The organism is Ignavibacteria bacterium, assembly GCA_017303675.1.
Classification (GTDB): Bacteria; Bacteroidota; Ignavibacteria; order Tepidaquicellales; family OLB5; genus OLB5.
In genome coordinates this window covers 96,323-112,562 of record JAFLBX010000001.1, presented here as the reverse complement: position 1 = coordinate 112,562, position 16,240 = coordinate 96,323, and the positions used below count along the sequence as shown (strand labels likewise).

Here is a 16,240-nt window from a genome sequence, read left to right as displayed (position 1 = left end):
TCAGTTTTCATTACAAGGTATTATTTTTATAACAGAATATTTTATTAACCTTTGCTTTTACTATTATGAAAACATTATTTTTACTCTTATTTATTTACTTTTTTAATCCTTTATTGCTTTCTCAAACGTCATCATATAATTTCAGCAGCTCATCAGGCACATATACCGAAATAACCGGGGGGATAGTACTTGGCACAGTAAATAATGATGATGAAGTATTCAATAATAATACTACCGGAGAGGCAGCTCCCCAAACCGATATTGGATTTCCAATTGGTTTCAATTTCAATTATAACGGTGTATTGTATACCAATTTCGCAGTTAATACAAATGGCTGGATAAAACTGGGCAATGGAAGTTTTACCATAGGTAATACATATACTCCATTAAGTATTTCAACAGCAGCCGGTTATGAAAATATTTTATCACCGCTTGGGCGCGATCTGCAGGGACAGGCAGGTTCAGAATTGAGTTACCTGCTTACCGGCAGCTCGCCCAACAGAATTTTGGTGATACAGTGGAAAAATTACCGAAGATTTAATATCGCATCAGGCGAAAGTTTTAATTTTCAGATCAGGCTTTCTGAAAATAATTTCTTGATCCAGTACGTTTACGGTACGGTTACCACAACAAATACAAGTACTTCAACAGCAAATAATCCTACTCAGCTTGGGATAAGGGGTCTGGTAAATACCGATTTTAAGAACAGAACTTCAACAAGCAATTGGGCATCAAGTTCTCCCGGTTCATTAAATACAAATACTATTCGACTTACGACAAGTGTAAAACCTGCATCCGGATTAACTTATACTTTTACCCCTGCTTCAATGTCATACAGCTCAAGTACAACTCTAATAGCTGATACTTCAACTGTTAAAAAAGGATCCCAGAATAATCCGGTCATTAAAATACTGGTAGTAGTTACGGGTACATTAAATTCATTAACAATTACTTCAATTACATGCAAAACCAATGGTACTACAAATACTTCTGATATAACTAGTGCTCGAATGTGGTATACCGGAAATATTTCGGAATTTTCAGCTGTAAACCAGTTTGGTTCTGTAATAGTAAATCCTGACGGTACAATAAATTTTAATGATACAAAACAGCTGGCAAGCGGAACTAATTACTTTTGGTTAACATATGATATAAACAGCAATGCACAAACCGGAAACTATGTTGATGGAGAATGCAGTGCTATTACAGTAGGTTCTGCCAGAACCCCAACTATACAGGCACCATCAGGCTCAAGAAGAATTGCTAACAACCCGCTTACAGGTACGTATTCTGTTGGCTTATCCCTATTTAATTTAGTTACCGGTAAAAACCTTTACTATCAAAAAATTGAAAAACAGGTTAAACTGAAAGAGTTTTCAAAAAAGCAAATTACAGATTATAAAAGATCAGGCAAAGCAGATCAATTTTATATATACAATGACCTGGCAGAAAATGACTACATTTCAAAAAATGATACTTTTATTTTAATGGATGGTGAGACTCAATATTCAGAACCAGGATTTATTGAGATTACTAATGCTATGAGAAATAAATTCGGAAGGTCTTTAATAGGCGATGAGGTAAACGGAATATATTCAAGCATAACATCAGCAGTAAATGACCTTGGCAGCCGTGGTGTCCAGGGACCGGTAATATTCAGCTTAGTTGATGCTATTTACAGTACAGAAACTTTCCCTATCACAATTAATGGAATTTATGGTACAGGTATAGTAAATACAGTAACATTTAAGCCCGCAGCCGGTGTGAATACGCAAATATTAATGGCATCCGGAAACGCTGTATTCAAGATAATAAATTCCGCGTATATTACTATCGACGGAAGCAACACTATTAACGGAACAAGCAGAAATTTAAGTATCATTAGTAACTATAGCAATGTTTCAAATTGCATATGGATAGGTTCATCCGGAATAAACCCTGTAAATAACATTAAAGTTAAAAACTGCAATATAAAAGCAGGTGAAACAAGCCTGGGTTCTACGCCGGTTATAGTATCAGATGGTAGTGTAGCCGGAAATCCTGGTTACTTTAATAATATAATTATTCAGAATAATTTTATTCAAAAAGGCAGACAGGGTATTTATGTTAACGGCGGAATTATTCCGCAAAACGGCTCTGATATCAGTATAATTGATAATGTTATTAATTCAACCGGAGCTGATGCAACCGGTTTTATGGGAATTTATGTTCAGGGGATAATTAATGCTGAAATTTCAGGCAATGAAATAGCTAACCTTAATAATACAGCAGCTGAAGATGATAAAGCTATATGGATTGCAAATGGATCTCATAGTATTACCGCTGAAAGGAACAGGATTTATAATATCGGCTATACCGGAACTTCCGGACAGGGAGGGCACGGAATTTACATATCATCAAGTCACATTAATGCTGACGTGACAATTAAGAATAACCTTATTTACAATATATATGGTGACGGGTGGAATCATAATGATTCCGCTTATTTTCTTGATAACCCGGCAGGAATTATGCTGTATTCATCTACTCCGCAAAGCGGCATCAATATTTATAATAATTCTATAAATCTTTATGGGAATACTTTAATTAAATCATCTTCAATGTCAAGCGGCATTTTTCTTACTTCTGGAACTGCCGTCGATCTTAGAAACAATTCAATTGTGAATAATCTCGGTACATTGACTGATTCTGCATACGGAAGCTGTGCAGTATTTGCACAGTCAAGTGCATTACAGTTTTCAAATATTGATTACAACAATTATTATGTGAATCCATCTGGTAACGGTGTTAAAGCTATCGGAAAGATTTCAGGCAATTCCTCATTATCCCTCAGTAATTGGATTATAGCAACAGGGAAGGATAAAAGTTCGTTGAATTTCAACCCGGGTTATACTTCAAATGTAAATTTGCTTCCTGATATAACCCAGTCAGATTGCTGGACTTTAAACGGTAGAGGAGTTCAGATAGCCGCGGTAAATAACGATTTCTCTCAAAATATAAGAAGTACGGCTCTTGCCACCGGTGCACCGGATATTGGGGCATATGAATTTACCCCTGTATCAGAGCCGAATTTAATGCTCCAATCAGGCGTAATCGCCGAGGGAAGTTCAACTTTATTCTTATTCGGAAATGATACAGCGGCAGTTATCACGTGGCACAATTCAGGCGCGGGATTGCCGACATCAGTCAGTGCCAGGTATTATTCGGGCACCAATCCTCCTTCTGTAATATCAGGAAATTACGGGAATTCATATTTAACATTTTCAGCTGCAGGAGGTTCAGGATATACATTTGATATTAAATTGTATTATGACCCTGCTTTGATCGGAACAATTTCAGGCGAAGATAAGATCTCAATGGCAAGCTATTTTAACAGTAATTGGGTGCATTATGATGCTGAGGTAAATAATACATTTAGAACTGTGTATAAAACCGGACTCAGTGATCTTAGCCTTTTTGCATTGGATGATTTTGATGACCCCCTACCGGTTTTGCTTGAATCGTTTAATTACTCAGCATCGGGTAGGAATGTAAAGCTTATCTGGAAAACTACTATGGAAATAAATAATGCAGGGTTTGATGTTGAAAGAAAATCAGAGTTTGATAACAAGTGGAACAAAATAGCATTTGTAGAGGGAAATGGTAATTCAAATTCAGGAAAAAATTATGAATACTTTGATAACAATTTAAATACTGCAAAATATAATTACAGACTGAAGCAGATCAATTTTAACGGTAGTTATGAATATTATGATCTTAATCATGATGTAGTGATAGGCAAACCTGTAAATTATGATATTTCACAGAACTACCCCAATCCTTCAAACCCCAGTTCAAAGATAAACTTCCAGGTACCGGTTGATTATAAAGTTACTATAAAAGTATATGACATCCAGGGCAGGGAAGTTAAAACTATAATAGATAATTTTCTTACTGCAGGATATTATACTGCAAGTTTTGACGGTTCAAATATAGCAAGCGGAATCTATTTCTACAGACTAAATTCCGGAGCTTATTCTAAAACTTTAAAATTAATTCTTGTAAAGTAAATTTAATATAAAAATATAACCGGAGTAATATATAATGAAACCTTTATTTAAAATAATCAAACTGATCAGAATTCCAATAATTAAACTAATACTTTTTCTTACTATAGTAACATGTTATTGTTATCCTCAATACAGACCTGCAGGCAATGACCTGTGGTGCATGGAATTTATTGATGATGTAAACGGTATTACAATAGGCGGTTCAGGAACTATCAGGCAAACTACTGATGGAGGATTGAGCTGGATAACTAAGACAAGCGGAACTATAAATACACTCAAAAAAACTGCTATTATAAACGATGAAAATATAGTTGTTGCCGGATTAAGAGGTACAATTATAAAAACTACAGATCAGGGCGAAACATGGAATTTAAAACCCTCCGGGTTGAATTCTGATCTTTACGGAATTTCGTTTGGAGGCAGGCTTTCTGAAGTTGGTATTGTGGTTGGCGATAACGGTACAATTTTAAGATCTACTGATCAGGGCGAAACCTGGAATGCCCTTACAGCAGATATTGGAATAATTAAGCAGGTAAATTTTCGTTCTACTGCAATGGGCAGTGAAACTAATGGTGTTATTGTGGGTGAAAATGGTACTATACTTTTAACAAGAAACGGAGGATTATCCTGGTATGTTTCACCTTCAATTGTTCCTAATGTAAATTTTGTTTTTGCAATTATGGTTGATGCTATTACAGCATTTGCAACCGGAGAAAACGGTACTATCATAAAATCCACAAATATGGGTGAAAGCTGGGAGACAATTTATACTGGTGTAAATAATACCCTTTACAGGATCAGGTTTGCTGACGATCAAAATGCAATTTCTGTTGGAACTGACGGTGTAATCCTTAAAACAACTGATGGCGGAATAACCTGGGTCAATGAAAACAGTGGAGTTGCAAATAATCTTAATTGCCTTTTTGTTGTAGATGATTTGATATCTTATACAGGCGGTACAGATGGTATTATCCTTAAAACAACTGATGGCGGAACAACATGGTTTCAGCAGGGAGATTATGTAAAAGCTGAAAATATTTTAGAAGTGAAAAAAGAAATGTTTTATGTATATCCCAATCCTTCAAACCCAAATTCTGTTATAAATTACAGTCTATCCGAAACATCACTAATCTCAATAAAAATTTACGATATCCTGGGGAAAGAACTAAAACAAATAGTGAATGAGTATCAAAACAAGGGAAATTATTCTGTCCTTTTCGATGGTGCGGAACTTTCTAGCGGAATGTATTTTTGCAAAATACTAATACAAAATTATAATGGCATCACCGCTAAAACGATGAAGATCATTTTAGTGAAGTAAAGGTAAAATAAGAGGCGGGCACTATGTTTTTGTGCCCGCTTTTTTTATTTTACTTTTTTATACCTGTGGCAGTCAACAAGATGGTCATTTACCATACCTGTTGCCTGCATGTGAGCGTAACAGATAGTTGACCCTACAAACTTAAAACCGTCCTTGATGAGTTGTTTGCTCATGGCATCTGATTCAGGTGTTCTTGCCGGAATTTCCTTTAAAGTTTTCCATGCATTTTTTTTCACTTTACCGCCAGTGAACTGCCAGAGGTAATCATTAAATGATCCTGTCTTATCCTGAATATTCAGGAATGCTTTGGCATTGCTGATAGTAGCAGCAATTTTCAGTTTGTTTCGAATAATACCCGCATCATTTAATAATTTCAGCACTTTTTTACCGTTATAACGGGCTATCTTTTCAGCGTTAAAGTTATCAAACGCTTTCCTGAAATTTTCGCGTTTATATAATATTGTTCTCCAGCTAAGTCCTGCCTGGAATCCTTCAAGTACAATAAATTCAAAAAGCTTGTCGTCATCATGTACCGGTACGCCCCATTCTTCATCATGATATTTCATGTAAAGCGGGTCAGTTCCGCACCACGGACACCTGTTTAATTCTTTGGTCATTATATTCAATATTAAATTAATTCATAAGTATTTTAATATACCTGTAATATTCAAAATTATTAACTATTATGTAAAAAGCCAAATCATTAAATTCGCAGTAATATGGAACTGTTCAAAATAGGCTTTATTACCGTAAATTTAATAGATATAATTGATATAATTATAGTCACTTATATTTTTTACAAGCTATACCTTGTAATGCGCGGTACTATAGCCTCACAGATCTTTCTGGGTTTAACTCTTATAATATTGGCTTCATTGATTGCTCAGACATTTAATATGAAGTCACTTGGCTGGATCTTCAGCCGTTTAACGGATATCTGGGTCATAGCCTTTATAATACTTTTTCAGCCTGAAATACGCCGGTTGCTGCTGGTTATTGGCAGAACAAGGATTGCGCGGTATTTCCTCAAAATTAACGCAGGCGAAACAATCAATGAAATTGTTGAAGGATTGCGTGAGTTAAAAGAGAGAAAACAAGGGGCTTTGATTGTTATATCTATGGGTGACAGGCTGACAAGCTTTGTAGAAACTGGCGAACAGCTCCAGGCAAAAGTAAGCAAAGAGCTGCTGATATCTATATTTAATACCAAGTCACCGCTGCATGATGGAGCAGTCATAATCAATAATAACACTATTGAAGCAGCAAGGTGTATTCTGCCGCTTTCATCCACCGAAAAAATCGGCAACCGAAAGCTTGGTACAAGGCACAGAGCCGGGCTTGGCGCTTCAGAAGATGTTAATGCGATGGTAATTATACTTTCTGAAGAAACAGGCGGACTTTCAATTGCTGAAGATGGCAAACTGAAATTTGTATCAGGTTTGGATGAACTGCGCCGTGAAATGAAAAAAGAGCTTGAATCAACTGATGTTAAAGAGGAAGTAAAAGAGATATTTGAAGAAATGGATGAGGAGTAATGAAATTTGCTGCTGCTTGAAGAGGAAAAAAGAAAGCTTGTAGAAGGGCTCTGGAGCAAAGGGATCAAAGATGAAAAGGTACTGAAAGCCATATATGATATACCCCGCGAAAAATTCATATCAGATGCGCTCAGAAAATTTGCTTATGATGATAATGCACTGCCTATTGAATGCGCGCAGACAATTTCCCAGCCCTTTACAGTAGCTTTTATGACTCAAACATTAGAAGTTAAGCCGGGAGATAAGATCCTGGAAATAGGAACAGGGTCAGGTTACCAGGCTGCTGTATTGAGTAAATTAGGGGCAGAAGTTTTTTCAGTTGAAAGAATTGAAAAACTATATGAAAATGCAGGAATTTTGCTTGATGAACTTGGCTTTAAAGTGCATTTGAAGCTGGATGACGGCACACTTGGCTGGGAAGAGCTTGCGCCATTTGATAAAATTATCGTTACTGCCGGTGCTCCTGATGTTCCGCAGCATCTTTTAGGACAGCTCAACACCGGAGGCAAGCTGGTAATACCGGTAGGTGACCATGAAATGCAGAGGCTGCTTGTTATAAATAAAACAGAAAACGGCATAGAAAAGAAATATTACGATAAGTTTAAATTCGTTCCGTTAATAGGTGAAGAAGGATGGAAATCATAATAACATGTTATGACTGACCGTAAAGTAATTGTAATAACCGGACCCACAGCTTCAGGCAAAACATCCCTTGCTTTAAAAACAGCTGAAAAAATTACTGGTAAAACAGGAAAAACTGTAGAAATAATTTCTGCTGATTCACGGCAGGTTTATAAACATATTCCCGTAACAACTGCACAGCCTTCAAAAGAAGAATTGAGCATGTTTAAACATCATTTCATTAATACCCTTGAGCTTGACCAGGAATTCAACGCCGGTGATTTTGGTGCTGAAGCCCGGGAACTTATCGATAAGCTTTTCAGCGAAGGGAAGATACCCCTGGTAGTTGGAGGAAGCGGGCTGTATGTAAATTCTCTTGTATATGGTTTCTTTGAAATAGGAAGTGATGATAAACAGCTTGATGAAAAACTTAAACAAATGAGGGATGAGATATACAAGATAAAAGACGAAAAAGGGTTTGAATACCTTTTGGAGGAGCTTAAAACTCACGACCCGGATACATATGAAAAAATGAAGGAAATAAAAGAACGGCGGGTTATACGCGCACTTGAAGTCTATTATGTAACCGGAATACCTATTTCAGTTCATCATAAAAAAAAGATCAAAGTAAATTTTAAGGCTGATATGTATGGAATATACCTGGAGCGCAGCAGGTTATATAAAGAAATAAATAAAAGAGCTGATCTGATGTTAAGCAGTGGCATGATTGAAGAAATAGAAGTATTAAAAAAACAGGGTTACCATTATAAAACGCATAATTCATTGAATACTGTAGGTGCAAGGGAAATATTTGATTTTCTGGATGGAATAACAACCCGGGAAAGAATGACAGAACTTATCAAACAAAATACCCGCCGTTTTGCAAAACGGCAATTGACATGGTTCCGCCGGGATGAAAATATTAAGTGGATTGAAAGAGATTCTAATATAAATATCCGGCTTTAAGGCTTCTTAAGCCTGAGATTCAATTTAATAAAACTTTAAATTCAAATTCGTCATTTCTTTCAATAACGGATGCGGACGGTAACGGTCTTCCCCAAAATCACGCTGCAAAGCAGCAAGAGTGTTGTAAACCAGGTCAACCCCAAGTCTGTCAGCCCATTCTAACGGACCAAAGGGGTAATTCGTGCCAAGCTTCATTGCTGTATCTATATCTTCCTTTGAGGCGACCTTTTCGCTGTAAACCTGCGCTGCTTCATTAATTATCATAGATACAATTCTGGGGAATATCAGCCCAACTCTATCGGGTACAATTGAATAATTAATTCCTGCTTCGTTTAAAAAATTTTCTGCATTTTTAAGTATTGAAGCATCTGTTATTTTAGACGGTGCAATTTCAATACGTTTTGCTTTGGAAAAAGTATCATATAAGCCTATTCCTATAAGCCGCTGCGGCTTTTCCTGAAGGCGGCACTGGTCAGATACTGATACACAAAGTGATGAAGTAAAAATAGGAACTTTATCCGGTGTAGCTGTTTCTATATATTGAAGTTCTTCACTTTTTTCGTATTCAGGGAAATTTGTTGAATTAAAAATTATTCCTGCTTTTTCGGGTTCATCTGTGAATTCAGCTTTTCCGCTTAGCAATGTTTTAAGCTCGCTGTTGATTGATTCGGAACCCTGTAGATAAACTTTTGTCATAAATATTGAAAAATTCAGAATTAAAAGAAAAATTAGACGCTCATTTTTTGAGCTATAAGATGAAATTTTCATCTAAAGACCCTGTCTGGATATTACACAGGTTTTCTGATGAAAAAGATATTGAACTTATTGGTTTGATAACCGCTGCTTACGCATATGGTTCAGTTGACCAGATAAACAGGTTTATTAATGAGCTTTTGAGGAAAACCGGTAACAAACCATACGAATTTACCATAAATTTTTCCAAACGTAAAGATAAAAAGCATTTAAAAGATCTGTATTACAGGTTTAATTCTCATTTTGACCTGCTTGATATGTTCTGCGCAATTCATAAAGTGCTGCTAGATCATGGTTCTCTTAAAAATTTATTTTTAAAACACTACGACGACTTACACTGTAATATCATTCCTGCGCTTACAGGTTTTACAAGTGAACTGAATAAAGGTATAACAAAAGCTGAAAAAAGCAGTTACCATTTTTTGTTTTCAAATCCGGTAAATAAAAGCACCTGTAAAAGAATGAATCTTTTTTTACGCTGGATGGTCAGAAAAGATGAGATAGATACCGGTATATGGAACACTATTCCAACATCTAAATTATTAATACCCGTTGATACTCACATTGCGCGAATTTCCAAAAAACTGGAATTGGTTGTTAGAAAAAGTATCGACCTTAAATATGCTATTGAACTTACAGACAGATTGAAAAATTTTGACGCAGTTGATCCTGTAAAATATGACTTTGCTCTCTGTCATATTGGTATTGATAAGAAAAAATTCTGATAATTACTTTTCTTCTGCAGATCGAAATCCCCTTTAATATCACCTAAAATATACCTCAAAAATTCAAAGATTTTAAAATGATATTCGTCTTATATGGTATCTAAGCCCGTATAAATAATTGTGATATTAACGGTGTTAGTAAGTATTAACAATATTAGTTATTTTGTTTAATACAAAAATTTCGGCAATTTTAAATTACTTCTAAATATATATTATTTATGAAAATAGGTATTCTTTGTTATCCCACATATGGAGGTTCAGGTGTTGTTGCTACAGAATTAGGAATAGAGCTTGCAGCAAGAGGTCACCAGGTTCACTTTATATCATACAGCATGCCGTTGAGGCTCAATATGGGGTTTTCAGATAACATATTCTTTCATAAAGTGGAAATTGCTTCGTACCCGCTGTTTGATTTCCCCTTATACAGCATAGCGCTTGCAAGCAAAATTGTTGAAGTAGCAAAGTTCAACGGACTTGACCTTGTTCATGCCCATTATGCAATTCCGCATGCAACCAGCGCATACCTTGCCCGCGAAATAATTAAAGAAGAGGTTCTTTCAAAAAAGAAAAATAACCGCAACATAAAAATAATCACGACACTTCACGGAACTGATATAACATTGACAGGCCTGGAGATAAGTTTTTTACCGACAATGAAATTTTCAGTGCAGAAGTCTGACGGGGTAACCGCAGTATCGGAATTTCTAAAGACCAAAACACAATCGCAGTACGAAATAACCAAAGATATTAAAGTAATACCCAATTTCATTAATCAGGATATTTATAAAAAGATCGAAAATAATGAAACACATTGTCTGAAAGAGAAGCTTTCAAAAAACGGTGAAAAGATACTTGTACATACTTCTAATTTCAGGCCATTAAAAAGGGTGGATGATGCAATAAGAGCATTTAAAATTATTAATGAAAAAATGCCGTCAAAATTACTTCTTATTGGTGATGGTCCGGAGCGAAGCAAGTGTGAATACCTGGTTAAAGATCTTGGACTGGTAGATAATGTAAAGTTTTACGGTGAGCAGGAATCATTCACGGAAATTCTTTCAGTATCTGATCTTTTCCTGATGCCTTCACAGTCAGAAAGTTTCGGGCTTTCTGCACTGGAAGCTATGGCATGCGGTGTTCCTGTTATATCATCAAATGCAGGCGGGTTACCGGAGTTAAATCTGCACGGAGAAACCGGCTATATTGCTGAAATTGGCGATGTTGATAAAATGGCTGATTACGCGATCAGGCTCCTGGAAGATCCCAATAAGTATAAGATATTTTCTGAAAATGCCCTTGAAAGGGCTACTACTCTATTTTCAGCGGAAAAAATTATACCCGAATACGAAAAATATTATGAGGAAATTCTTGCTGAATAAATTGTATTGAATTTTTATACAGCTTTCCTTTTCAGTATATCAAGCATTGCTGTATCTGCAATTTTGCTCTCTATCCATGAAACAAAATCAAACTGTTCGAGGATGTTTTTTTCAAACCTGTCATCCTGAAGCTTTTGTATATCTCCACGTAGCTGGTAGTATAAAGGCAGCCTTTGCTTTTCATCTATGAAATTTACTGCTGTTGTTATAAATTTCAGTATAAGCTTTTCGAATTTAAATATCCTGTTTGATCTTTCAAGAAAACGTTTAGTTGTTCTGACACTGTATTCCAGAAGGTCGTAATTTCCCGCTTCATAATGAACTATAAGGCTTCTTATCCTGGCAAATATATGCTGTTCAGGCTCAATTTTTTTATTTGTTGCGTTTAATATTCTGTTAAGATACAGCAGGCTTTTTTCATATTCCTTCATTACAAAACATGCATACGCCATCCTGTTATATAAGGATATTTTCCTGTTCTCGCTTATTTTGCTGCCAAATTTTTTAAAACCTGTTTCAATATTGTTAATGATCTGAAAAATCTTATCAAACTTCAGTGACCTTATGGAAAAATTCAGCTCAAGATCACTTGTGAGCATGAATATTCTTGATTGAATATCTAAAAATTCCTTCTTATTCTCAAAAGGCTTGGCGAATGCTTTTAATTTATTTAGATATTCCCCGAACTCGCTGTTCATTCCTGTATATACACAGGCATGAAGATAGTTATTCAGCGCAAGTATATAGCTTCTTGGATTTTCCCGGATATATTTTTTTTCACTTTCCATCAGCTTAACCAGCATTTTCCTGTATTTAAGCCACCCGGCCTTATCATCTGTTATGCGGTAATAATGCCCAAGGATAGTATAACACTTGAATTTTGCATCAAAGGTTACTGCTTTTGATTCATCCTGCAAAAGCGGGCTTGAAAATATTTTATTAAGCTTCTCTAGGTCCTTTTCATTTCTTATATTGCCGGTTTCTTTGGTGAACATGAACATATCATTATATAATATATGGTATTGTTCATTTAATGTAAGCTTTTCGAGGTTATTTAAAGAATCCTTTTTTAATTTGTCGTAATCAAAGTCATCAAAATTTGTGTAATAATCTGTTGCTACCGAAGTGAAGGCTTTATTGTAAAGGAGTGCAAGATAAAAGGGTTTATCATTTTCTGCTGCAAGTGAAATGGCTTTGTTTAAAAGGGTTTTGAATTGTTTATACAGGCCCTTTTCAAAAAGCACATTAAGCTCAATCATCATCATACTGAGCTTTGAAACAGCGAATTTTTCTGCATGATAAGAACTTAATGCTTTGAGTATAAGGTTAAACAAGTAGTTTTTGGTGGAATAAAGTGAATTTGCAAATTTTTCACCTTTGAATTTATTTTTGATCATACTCTCATCATATTCATTTAGCGTGTCTATTGCATCAAATAGCTTAACATAAATATTCTTTTCTCCTATAGTATGTTTTGAAGCAAATTTCTTAAAATATCCTTTTTCTGTCTTGCTCATTGATTTAATAAGCTGAAAAAGATCATCAGATACTTTCATCGACTTCTATATTCCCCCATGTAAATTTTACAAAAATAGGCAAAAAATGGGCAAAATATAGGGTATAAGCAAATATTGACTTATGAAACTGGCTTAAACTGTGTTTTGGGAGCGTAAAATTTAGATTTATATTTGTATCATAGAAATGGGAGTAAATAGTTAATTAAAGAAAGATTGCTCAGTTTGTTTTAATTTAACCCCCAAGTAATTAAAGTTGCTGCAGCTTTCGATCTTTTGAAAAAGGGTTTCCTTCACAGGATGCCCTTTTTTTTACTTTTTGTACCGATTGCAACGATTTTTAAATACAATTTGTTACAATAGTAGTCTTATAATTCAATTGATTTAATAACCATAATTTATTATTCTGTACTTAAATTAATAGCAAAAAATGAAAAAATTAGCATTAACAGCAGTTATTTTAGCCCTCGTAACAGGAATTTCATTTTCGCAGTTTAAAGAAATACCCGGTAAAACCAAAACAAAGCTGAAAAGCGGCAGCGGTATGATCCTGGGCTTTATAAACCCTAAAAATTTTTCCATTTCACATTCTTTCGGAATGTCTGTGATGACAGGCGGCAATACTTCAGTAAGCCTGGCTTCTTATACAGCTACTATGAATTATAAGATATTGAAGAATATGAACCTGAGCGCTGATGTTACAATGCAGTACTCTCCCTATGCTTCAATTGGGTCTAACAATCCTGCTATTAATAAAGATTTTCAGAATTCACTCAACGGAATTAACTTAAGCCGTGTATCACTTGATTATCAGCCGACAAAGGATATGATGATCAGTATCAATTACTTCAATACTAAAGGCAGTTATTACGGTTACGATAATTATCATAACGGATATTACAATCCATACTGGCTTAACAGGTGATCATTATAAGCCGGGTATCACTATCATATAATTAATACAATTATTAATGCCATCAGCAAATTCAGGTGAATTTGTAAGTAAGTTCAAGAATTATTCCATTAACATATTAATTGTTCTGCTGGCAGTTGTAACAATTTACCTGTTTTATAATCTATTTAAACGCCTTACAACCCCGCAAACAGATGTTAAGACGCAGGTTGTTGATTCCACAACATATTTAACCAAACAGCCATCCGGCGGCACATTGCAGATCGATGTGCAGAACGGATGCGGTGTATCGGGAATTGCTGATAAATTCACTGAATTCCTGCGCTCTAAAGGATTTGATGTAGTTGAAATGGGCAACTTTTCAACTCAGGATATTAAAACCACTATGGTGATAGACAGGGCGGGCAATATGAAAAACGCAAAACGCGTGGCTCAGTCACTTGGAGTTTCAGATAAATTCGTGATTCAGCAGATGAATAAAAACTATTTCCTGGATGCGACCGTGGTTATTGGCAAGGATTATGAAGAATTAATTCCGTTTAAAACTTCAACTGAAACACCAACCAAACCCTAAGCTTGTCATTCCCGCGAAAGCGGGAATCTTTAGAAATAGAACTATAATTTAGAATATTTTAAACTCAACTAACAACATATAGAAAGTTTATACAATTTGGATTCTAAAACACTGTCTTTTAAGCTCGCAGAACTTGCCTTAACAAAAAAGGCTGATGATATCAAGATCCTTGATCTGAGGAAAATTACAACAATTGCAGATTTTTTTGTGATCTGCACAGCACATTCTGAACCGCAGGTAAAAGCTGTTGCAGATGCCATACTGGAAGGTGCCAAAAAAGACGGTGAAACCGTCTGGCATAAAGAAGGCACCAATATGAAATCATGGGTACTCCTTGATTTTGTTGATGTTGTTGTCCATGTTTTTCTGAAAGATACCCGCAGTTTTTATTCTCTTGAAAAGCTTTGGGGTGATGCTGAAATTACTGAAGTAACCGATGAGGCGCCGCAGGGTAAATTGATGGCTAAGGCCGTAAAACCAAAAGCTGTTAAAAAGCCTGCTGTAAAAAAATCCGCTGCAAAGAAATCTGCAGCTAAAAAACCTGCCGCAAAACGTAAACCTGCTTCCGGAAAATAGCATTTTAAAAGAACTGTTCACGAATAGCATTTCTGTTCCCGTCAGGTCCTCAGACCTGATGGGAAAAATTATTTAAAAAAACTATTATTTTTATGGTTTTAAGAGGCAGAAAACAATTTGATAAACTAGGTACAACCCATTTCATCACAACTACTGTTAAAGATTTCATTAGTATTTTCCCCGCAAATATTTCTTTCTTTGATATTTTAATTGAAAATCTCAGGTTTTATTTAAATAAATATTCTTCCACTTTGTTTGGTTATGTATTAATGCCAAACCATATACATTTTTTATTATTTGTTCCGGAGAAGAAAAGTATTTCTGATTTTATGAGGGATTTTAAGAAATATACATCAGTTCAGATAAGAGATATTTTACGGCAAAATAATAATTATAACCTCCTTTCACAATTTGAGAATAAGCGGGGTGAGTTTTCTTTATGGAAAGATAGATTTGACTCTGTAGTAGTGTATTCAGAAAAAGTAATGGAAACTAAACTGAATTATATTCATTATAACCCTGTAAAGGCAGGTTTGGTCCATACGATGATTGATTGGAAATACTCAAGTGCAAGAAATTATTATCAGGATGATCATTCTGTAATTTTCGTATCAACGGATTGGAGAGTCTAATTTGTGTCAGGTCTGAGGACCTGACACAAACGGTAAACCTGACTCAAACAGTAAACCTGCTTCCGGAAAATAGCATTTTAAAAGAACTGTTCACGTATTGCATTTCTGTTCCCGTCAGGTCCTCAGACCTGATGGGAAAATAATCTAAACCTCATGAAATCGAGTAAACTTTTCTCTATTGTTATCTTAGTATTTCTGATTATTTCAATTTTAACTAATATTGGTTCATTGACTTCAAAACTATATGAACCAAATTACAACTATTTTATAAATCCTAGAATTATTTCTATTTATATTTCTGTAATAATTTTTGATTTATTTTTATTTGTATTAATTGCAATTACATTTCATAATAATATTTCAAAAACTCAACTGAAATTAAATAAAAAGATTACATTTGCAACTATAATTGCATTAATTTGTTTTATTTGGTTAGAAATTATATTGGGTTTAACTGAATATAATGGTTTTGATGTCCGTCAAAACGGATTAATTGTTAATAACTGGGGAATTATAGGAAGTATATTATTTTTTATTTATTTTTTTAATATGACTGATATCAATAAATTAGCAAAATATAGTTTATTAATATTCGTTTTGTTATTACATATTTTTTTGTATTTAGTGTTAACACCAGTTAATATTTTGAATTTGACATTTTCCACTTAAGTCAGTACCCCAG

At 34.9% G+C, this 16,240-nt stretch carries 15 protein-coding genes; 12 read left to right on the top strand and 3 right to left on the bottom strand.

What is annotated here, in order from left to right:
• The first annotated feature begins 65 nt into the window (after positions 1–65).
• Together J0M37_00530 and J0M37_00525 are read left to right on the top strand one after the other, a co-directional pair.
• On the top strand, positions 66–4,049 hold the full coding sequence (locus J0M37_00530) for a T9SS type A sorting domain-containing protein (protein ID MBN8583551.1): 3,984 nt from the start codon (positions 66–68) through the stop codon (positions 4,047–4,049).
• 34 nt (positions 4,050–4,083) lie between these two features.
• Positions 4,084–5,370 (top strand): T9SS type A sorting domain-containing protein, encoded by a 1,287-nt coding sequence (locus tag J0M37_00525; GenBank protein MBN8583550.1) that lies wholly within the window; start codon positions 4,084–4,086, stop codon positions 5,368–5,370.
• 44 nt (positions 5,371–5,414) lie between these two features.
• On the opposite strand, the gene J0M37_00520 is transcribed toward J0M37_00525, so the two are convergent.
• Positions 5,415–5,987, bottom strand: coding sequence for a DNA-3-methyladenine glycosylase I (locus J0M37_00520; protein MBN8583549.1), 573 nt, complete (start codon positions 5,985–5,987; stop codon positions 5,415–5,417).
• A 102-nt stretch (positions 5,988–6,089) separates the two neighbouring features.
• On the opposite strand from J0M37_00520, the gene cdaA reads away from it, so the two are divergent.
• The 3 genes from cdaA to miaA are packed head-to-tail and all read left to right on the top strand — an operon-like array spanning position 6,090 to position 8,492.
• A complete protein-coding gene (gene cdaA / locus J0M37_00515) occupies positions 6,090–6,905 on the top strand; it encodes a diadenylate cyclase CdaA (protein ID MBN8583548.1) in 816 nt (271 codons plus the stop codon).
• A 12-nt stretch (positions 6,906–6,917) separates the two neighbouring features.
• On the top strand, positions 6,918–7,550 hold the full coding sequence (locus J0M37_00510) for a protein-L-isoaspartate(D-aspartate) O-methyltransferase (protein ID MBN8583547.1): 633 nt from the start codon (positions 6,918–6,920) through the stop codon (positions 7,548–7,550).
• 9 nt (positions 7,551–7,559) lie between these two features.
• A complete protein-coding gene (gene miaA / locus J0M37_00505) occupies positions 7,560–8,492 on the top strand; it encodes a tRNA (adenosine(37)-N6)-dimethylallyltransferase MiaA (protein ID MBN8583546.1) in 933 nt (310 codons plus the stop codon).
• A gap of 24 nt (positions 8,493–8,516) precedes the next feature.
• Here the strand turns inward: miaA and J0M37_00500 are convergent, their stop codons facing one another.
• On the bottom strand, positions 8,517–9,188 hold the full coding sequence (locus tag J0M37_00500; protein ID MBN8583545.1) for a 3-hydroxybutyryl-CoA dehydrogenase: 672 nt from the start codon (positions 9,186–9,188) through the stop codon (positions 8,517–8,519).
• 5 nt (positions 9,189–9,193) lie between these two features.
• Between J0M37_00500 and J0M37_00495 the strand changes: the two genes are divergently transcribed.
• The gene (locus tag J0M37_00495; protein ID MBN8583544.1) at positions 9,194–9,970 is read left to right on the top strand and encodes a TIGR02757 family protein; all 777 of its coding nucleotides are present in this window, start codon (positions 9,194–9,196) and stop codon (positions 9,968–9,970) included.
• 218 nt (positions 9,971–10,188) lie between these two features.
• The gene (gene bshA, locus J0M37_00490) at positions 10,189–11,349 is read left to right on the top strand and encodes an N-acetyl-alpha-D-glucosaminyl L-malate synthase BshA (GenBank protein ID MBN8583543.1); all 1,161 of its coding nucleotides are present in this window, start codon (positions 10,189–10,191) and stop codon (positions 11,347–11,349) included.
• 14 nt (positions 11,350–11,363) lie between these two features.
• On the opposite strand, the gene J0M37_00485 is transcribed toward bshA, so the two are convergent.
• Positions 11,364–12,905, bottom strand: a complete 1,542-nt coding sequence (locus J0M37_00485; protein ID MBN8583542.1) for a hypothetical protein — start codon at positions 12,903–12,905, stop codon at positions 11,364–11,366.
• 388 nt (positions 12,906–13,293) lie between these two features.
• On the opposite strand from J0M37_00485, the gene J0M37_00480 reads away from it, so the two are divergent.
• The 5 genes from J0M37_00480 to J0M37_00460 all read left to right on the top strand — a co-directional run bounded on the left by J0M37_00480 (position 13,294) and on the right by J0M37_00460 (position 16,227).
• Positions 13,294–13,788, top strand: a complete 495-nt coding sequence (locus tag J0M37_00480; GenBank protein ID MBN8583541.1) for a hypothetical protein — start codon at positions 13,294–13,296, stop codon at positions 13,786–13,788.
• A gap of 46 nt (positions 13,789–13,834) precedes the next feature.
• Positions 13,835–14,350, top strand: a complete 516-nt coding sequence (locus tag J0M37_00475) for a LytR C-terminal domain-containing protein (GenBank protein ID MBN8583540.1) — start codon at positions 13,835–13,837, stop codon at positions 14,348–14,350.
• A 96-nt stretch (positions 14,351–14,446) separates the two neighbouring features.
• Entirely contained in the window at positions 14,447–14,926 is a 480-nt protein-coding gene (rsfS, locus tag J0M37_00470) for a ribosome silencing factor (GenBank protein MBN8583539.1), read from the top strand.
• A 92-nt stretch (positions 14,927–15,018) separates the two neighbouring features.
• Positions 15,019–15,558: a transposase gene (locus tag J0M37_00465; GenBank protein MBN8583538.1), complete on the top strand. Its 540-nt coding sequence runs from the start codon at positions 15,019–15,021 to the stop codon at positions 15,556–15,558.
• 153 nt (positions 15,559–15,711) lie between these two features.
• Positions 15,712–16,227, top strand: a complete 516-nt coding sequence (locus J0M37_00460) for a hypothetical protein (protein ID MBN8583537.1) — start codon at positions 15,712–15,714, stop codon at positions 16,225–16,227.
• Positions 16,228–16,240: the final 13 nt, after the last annotated feature.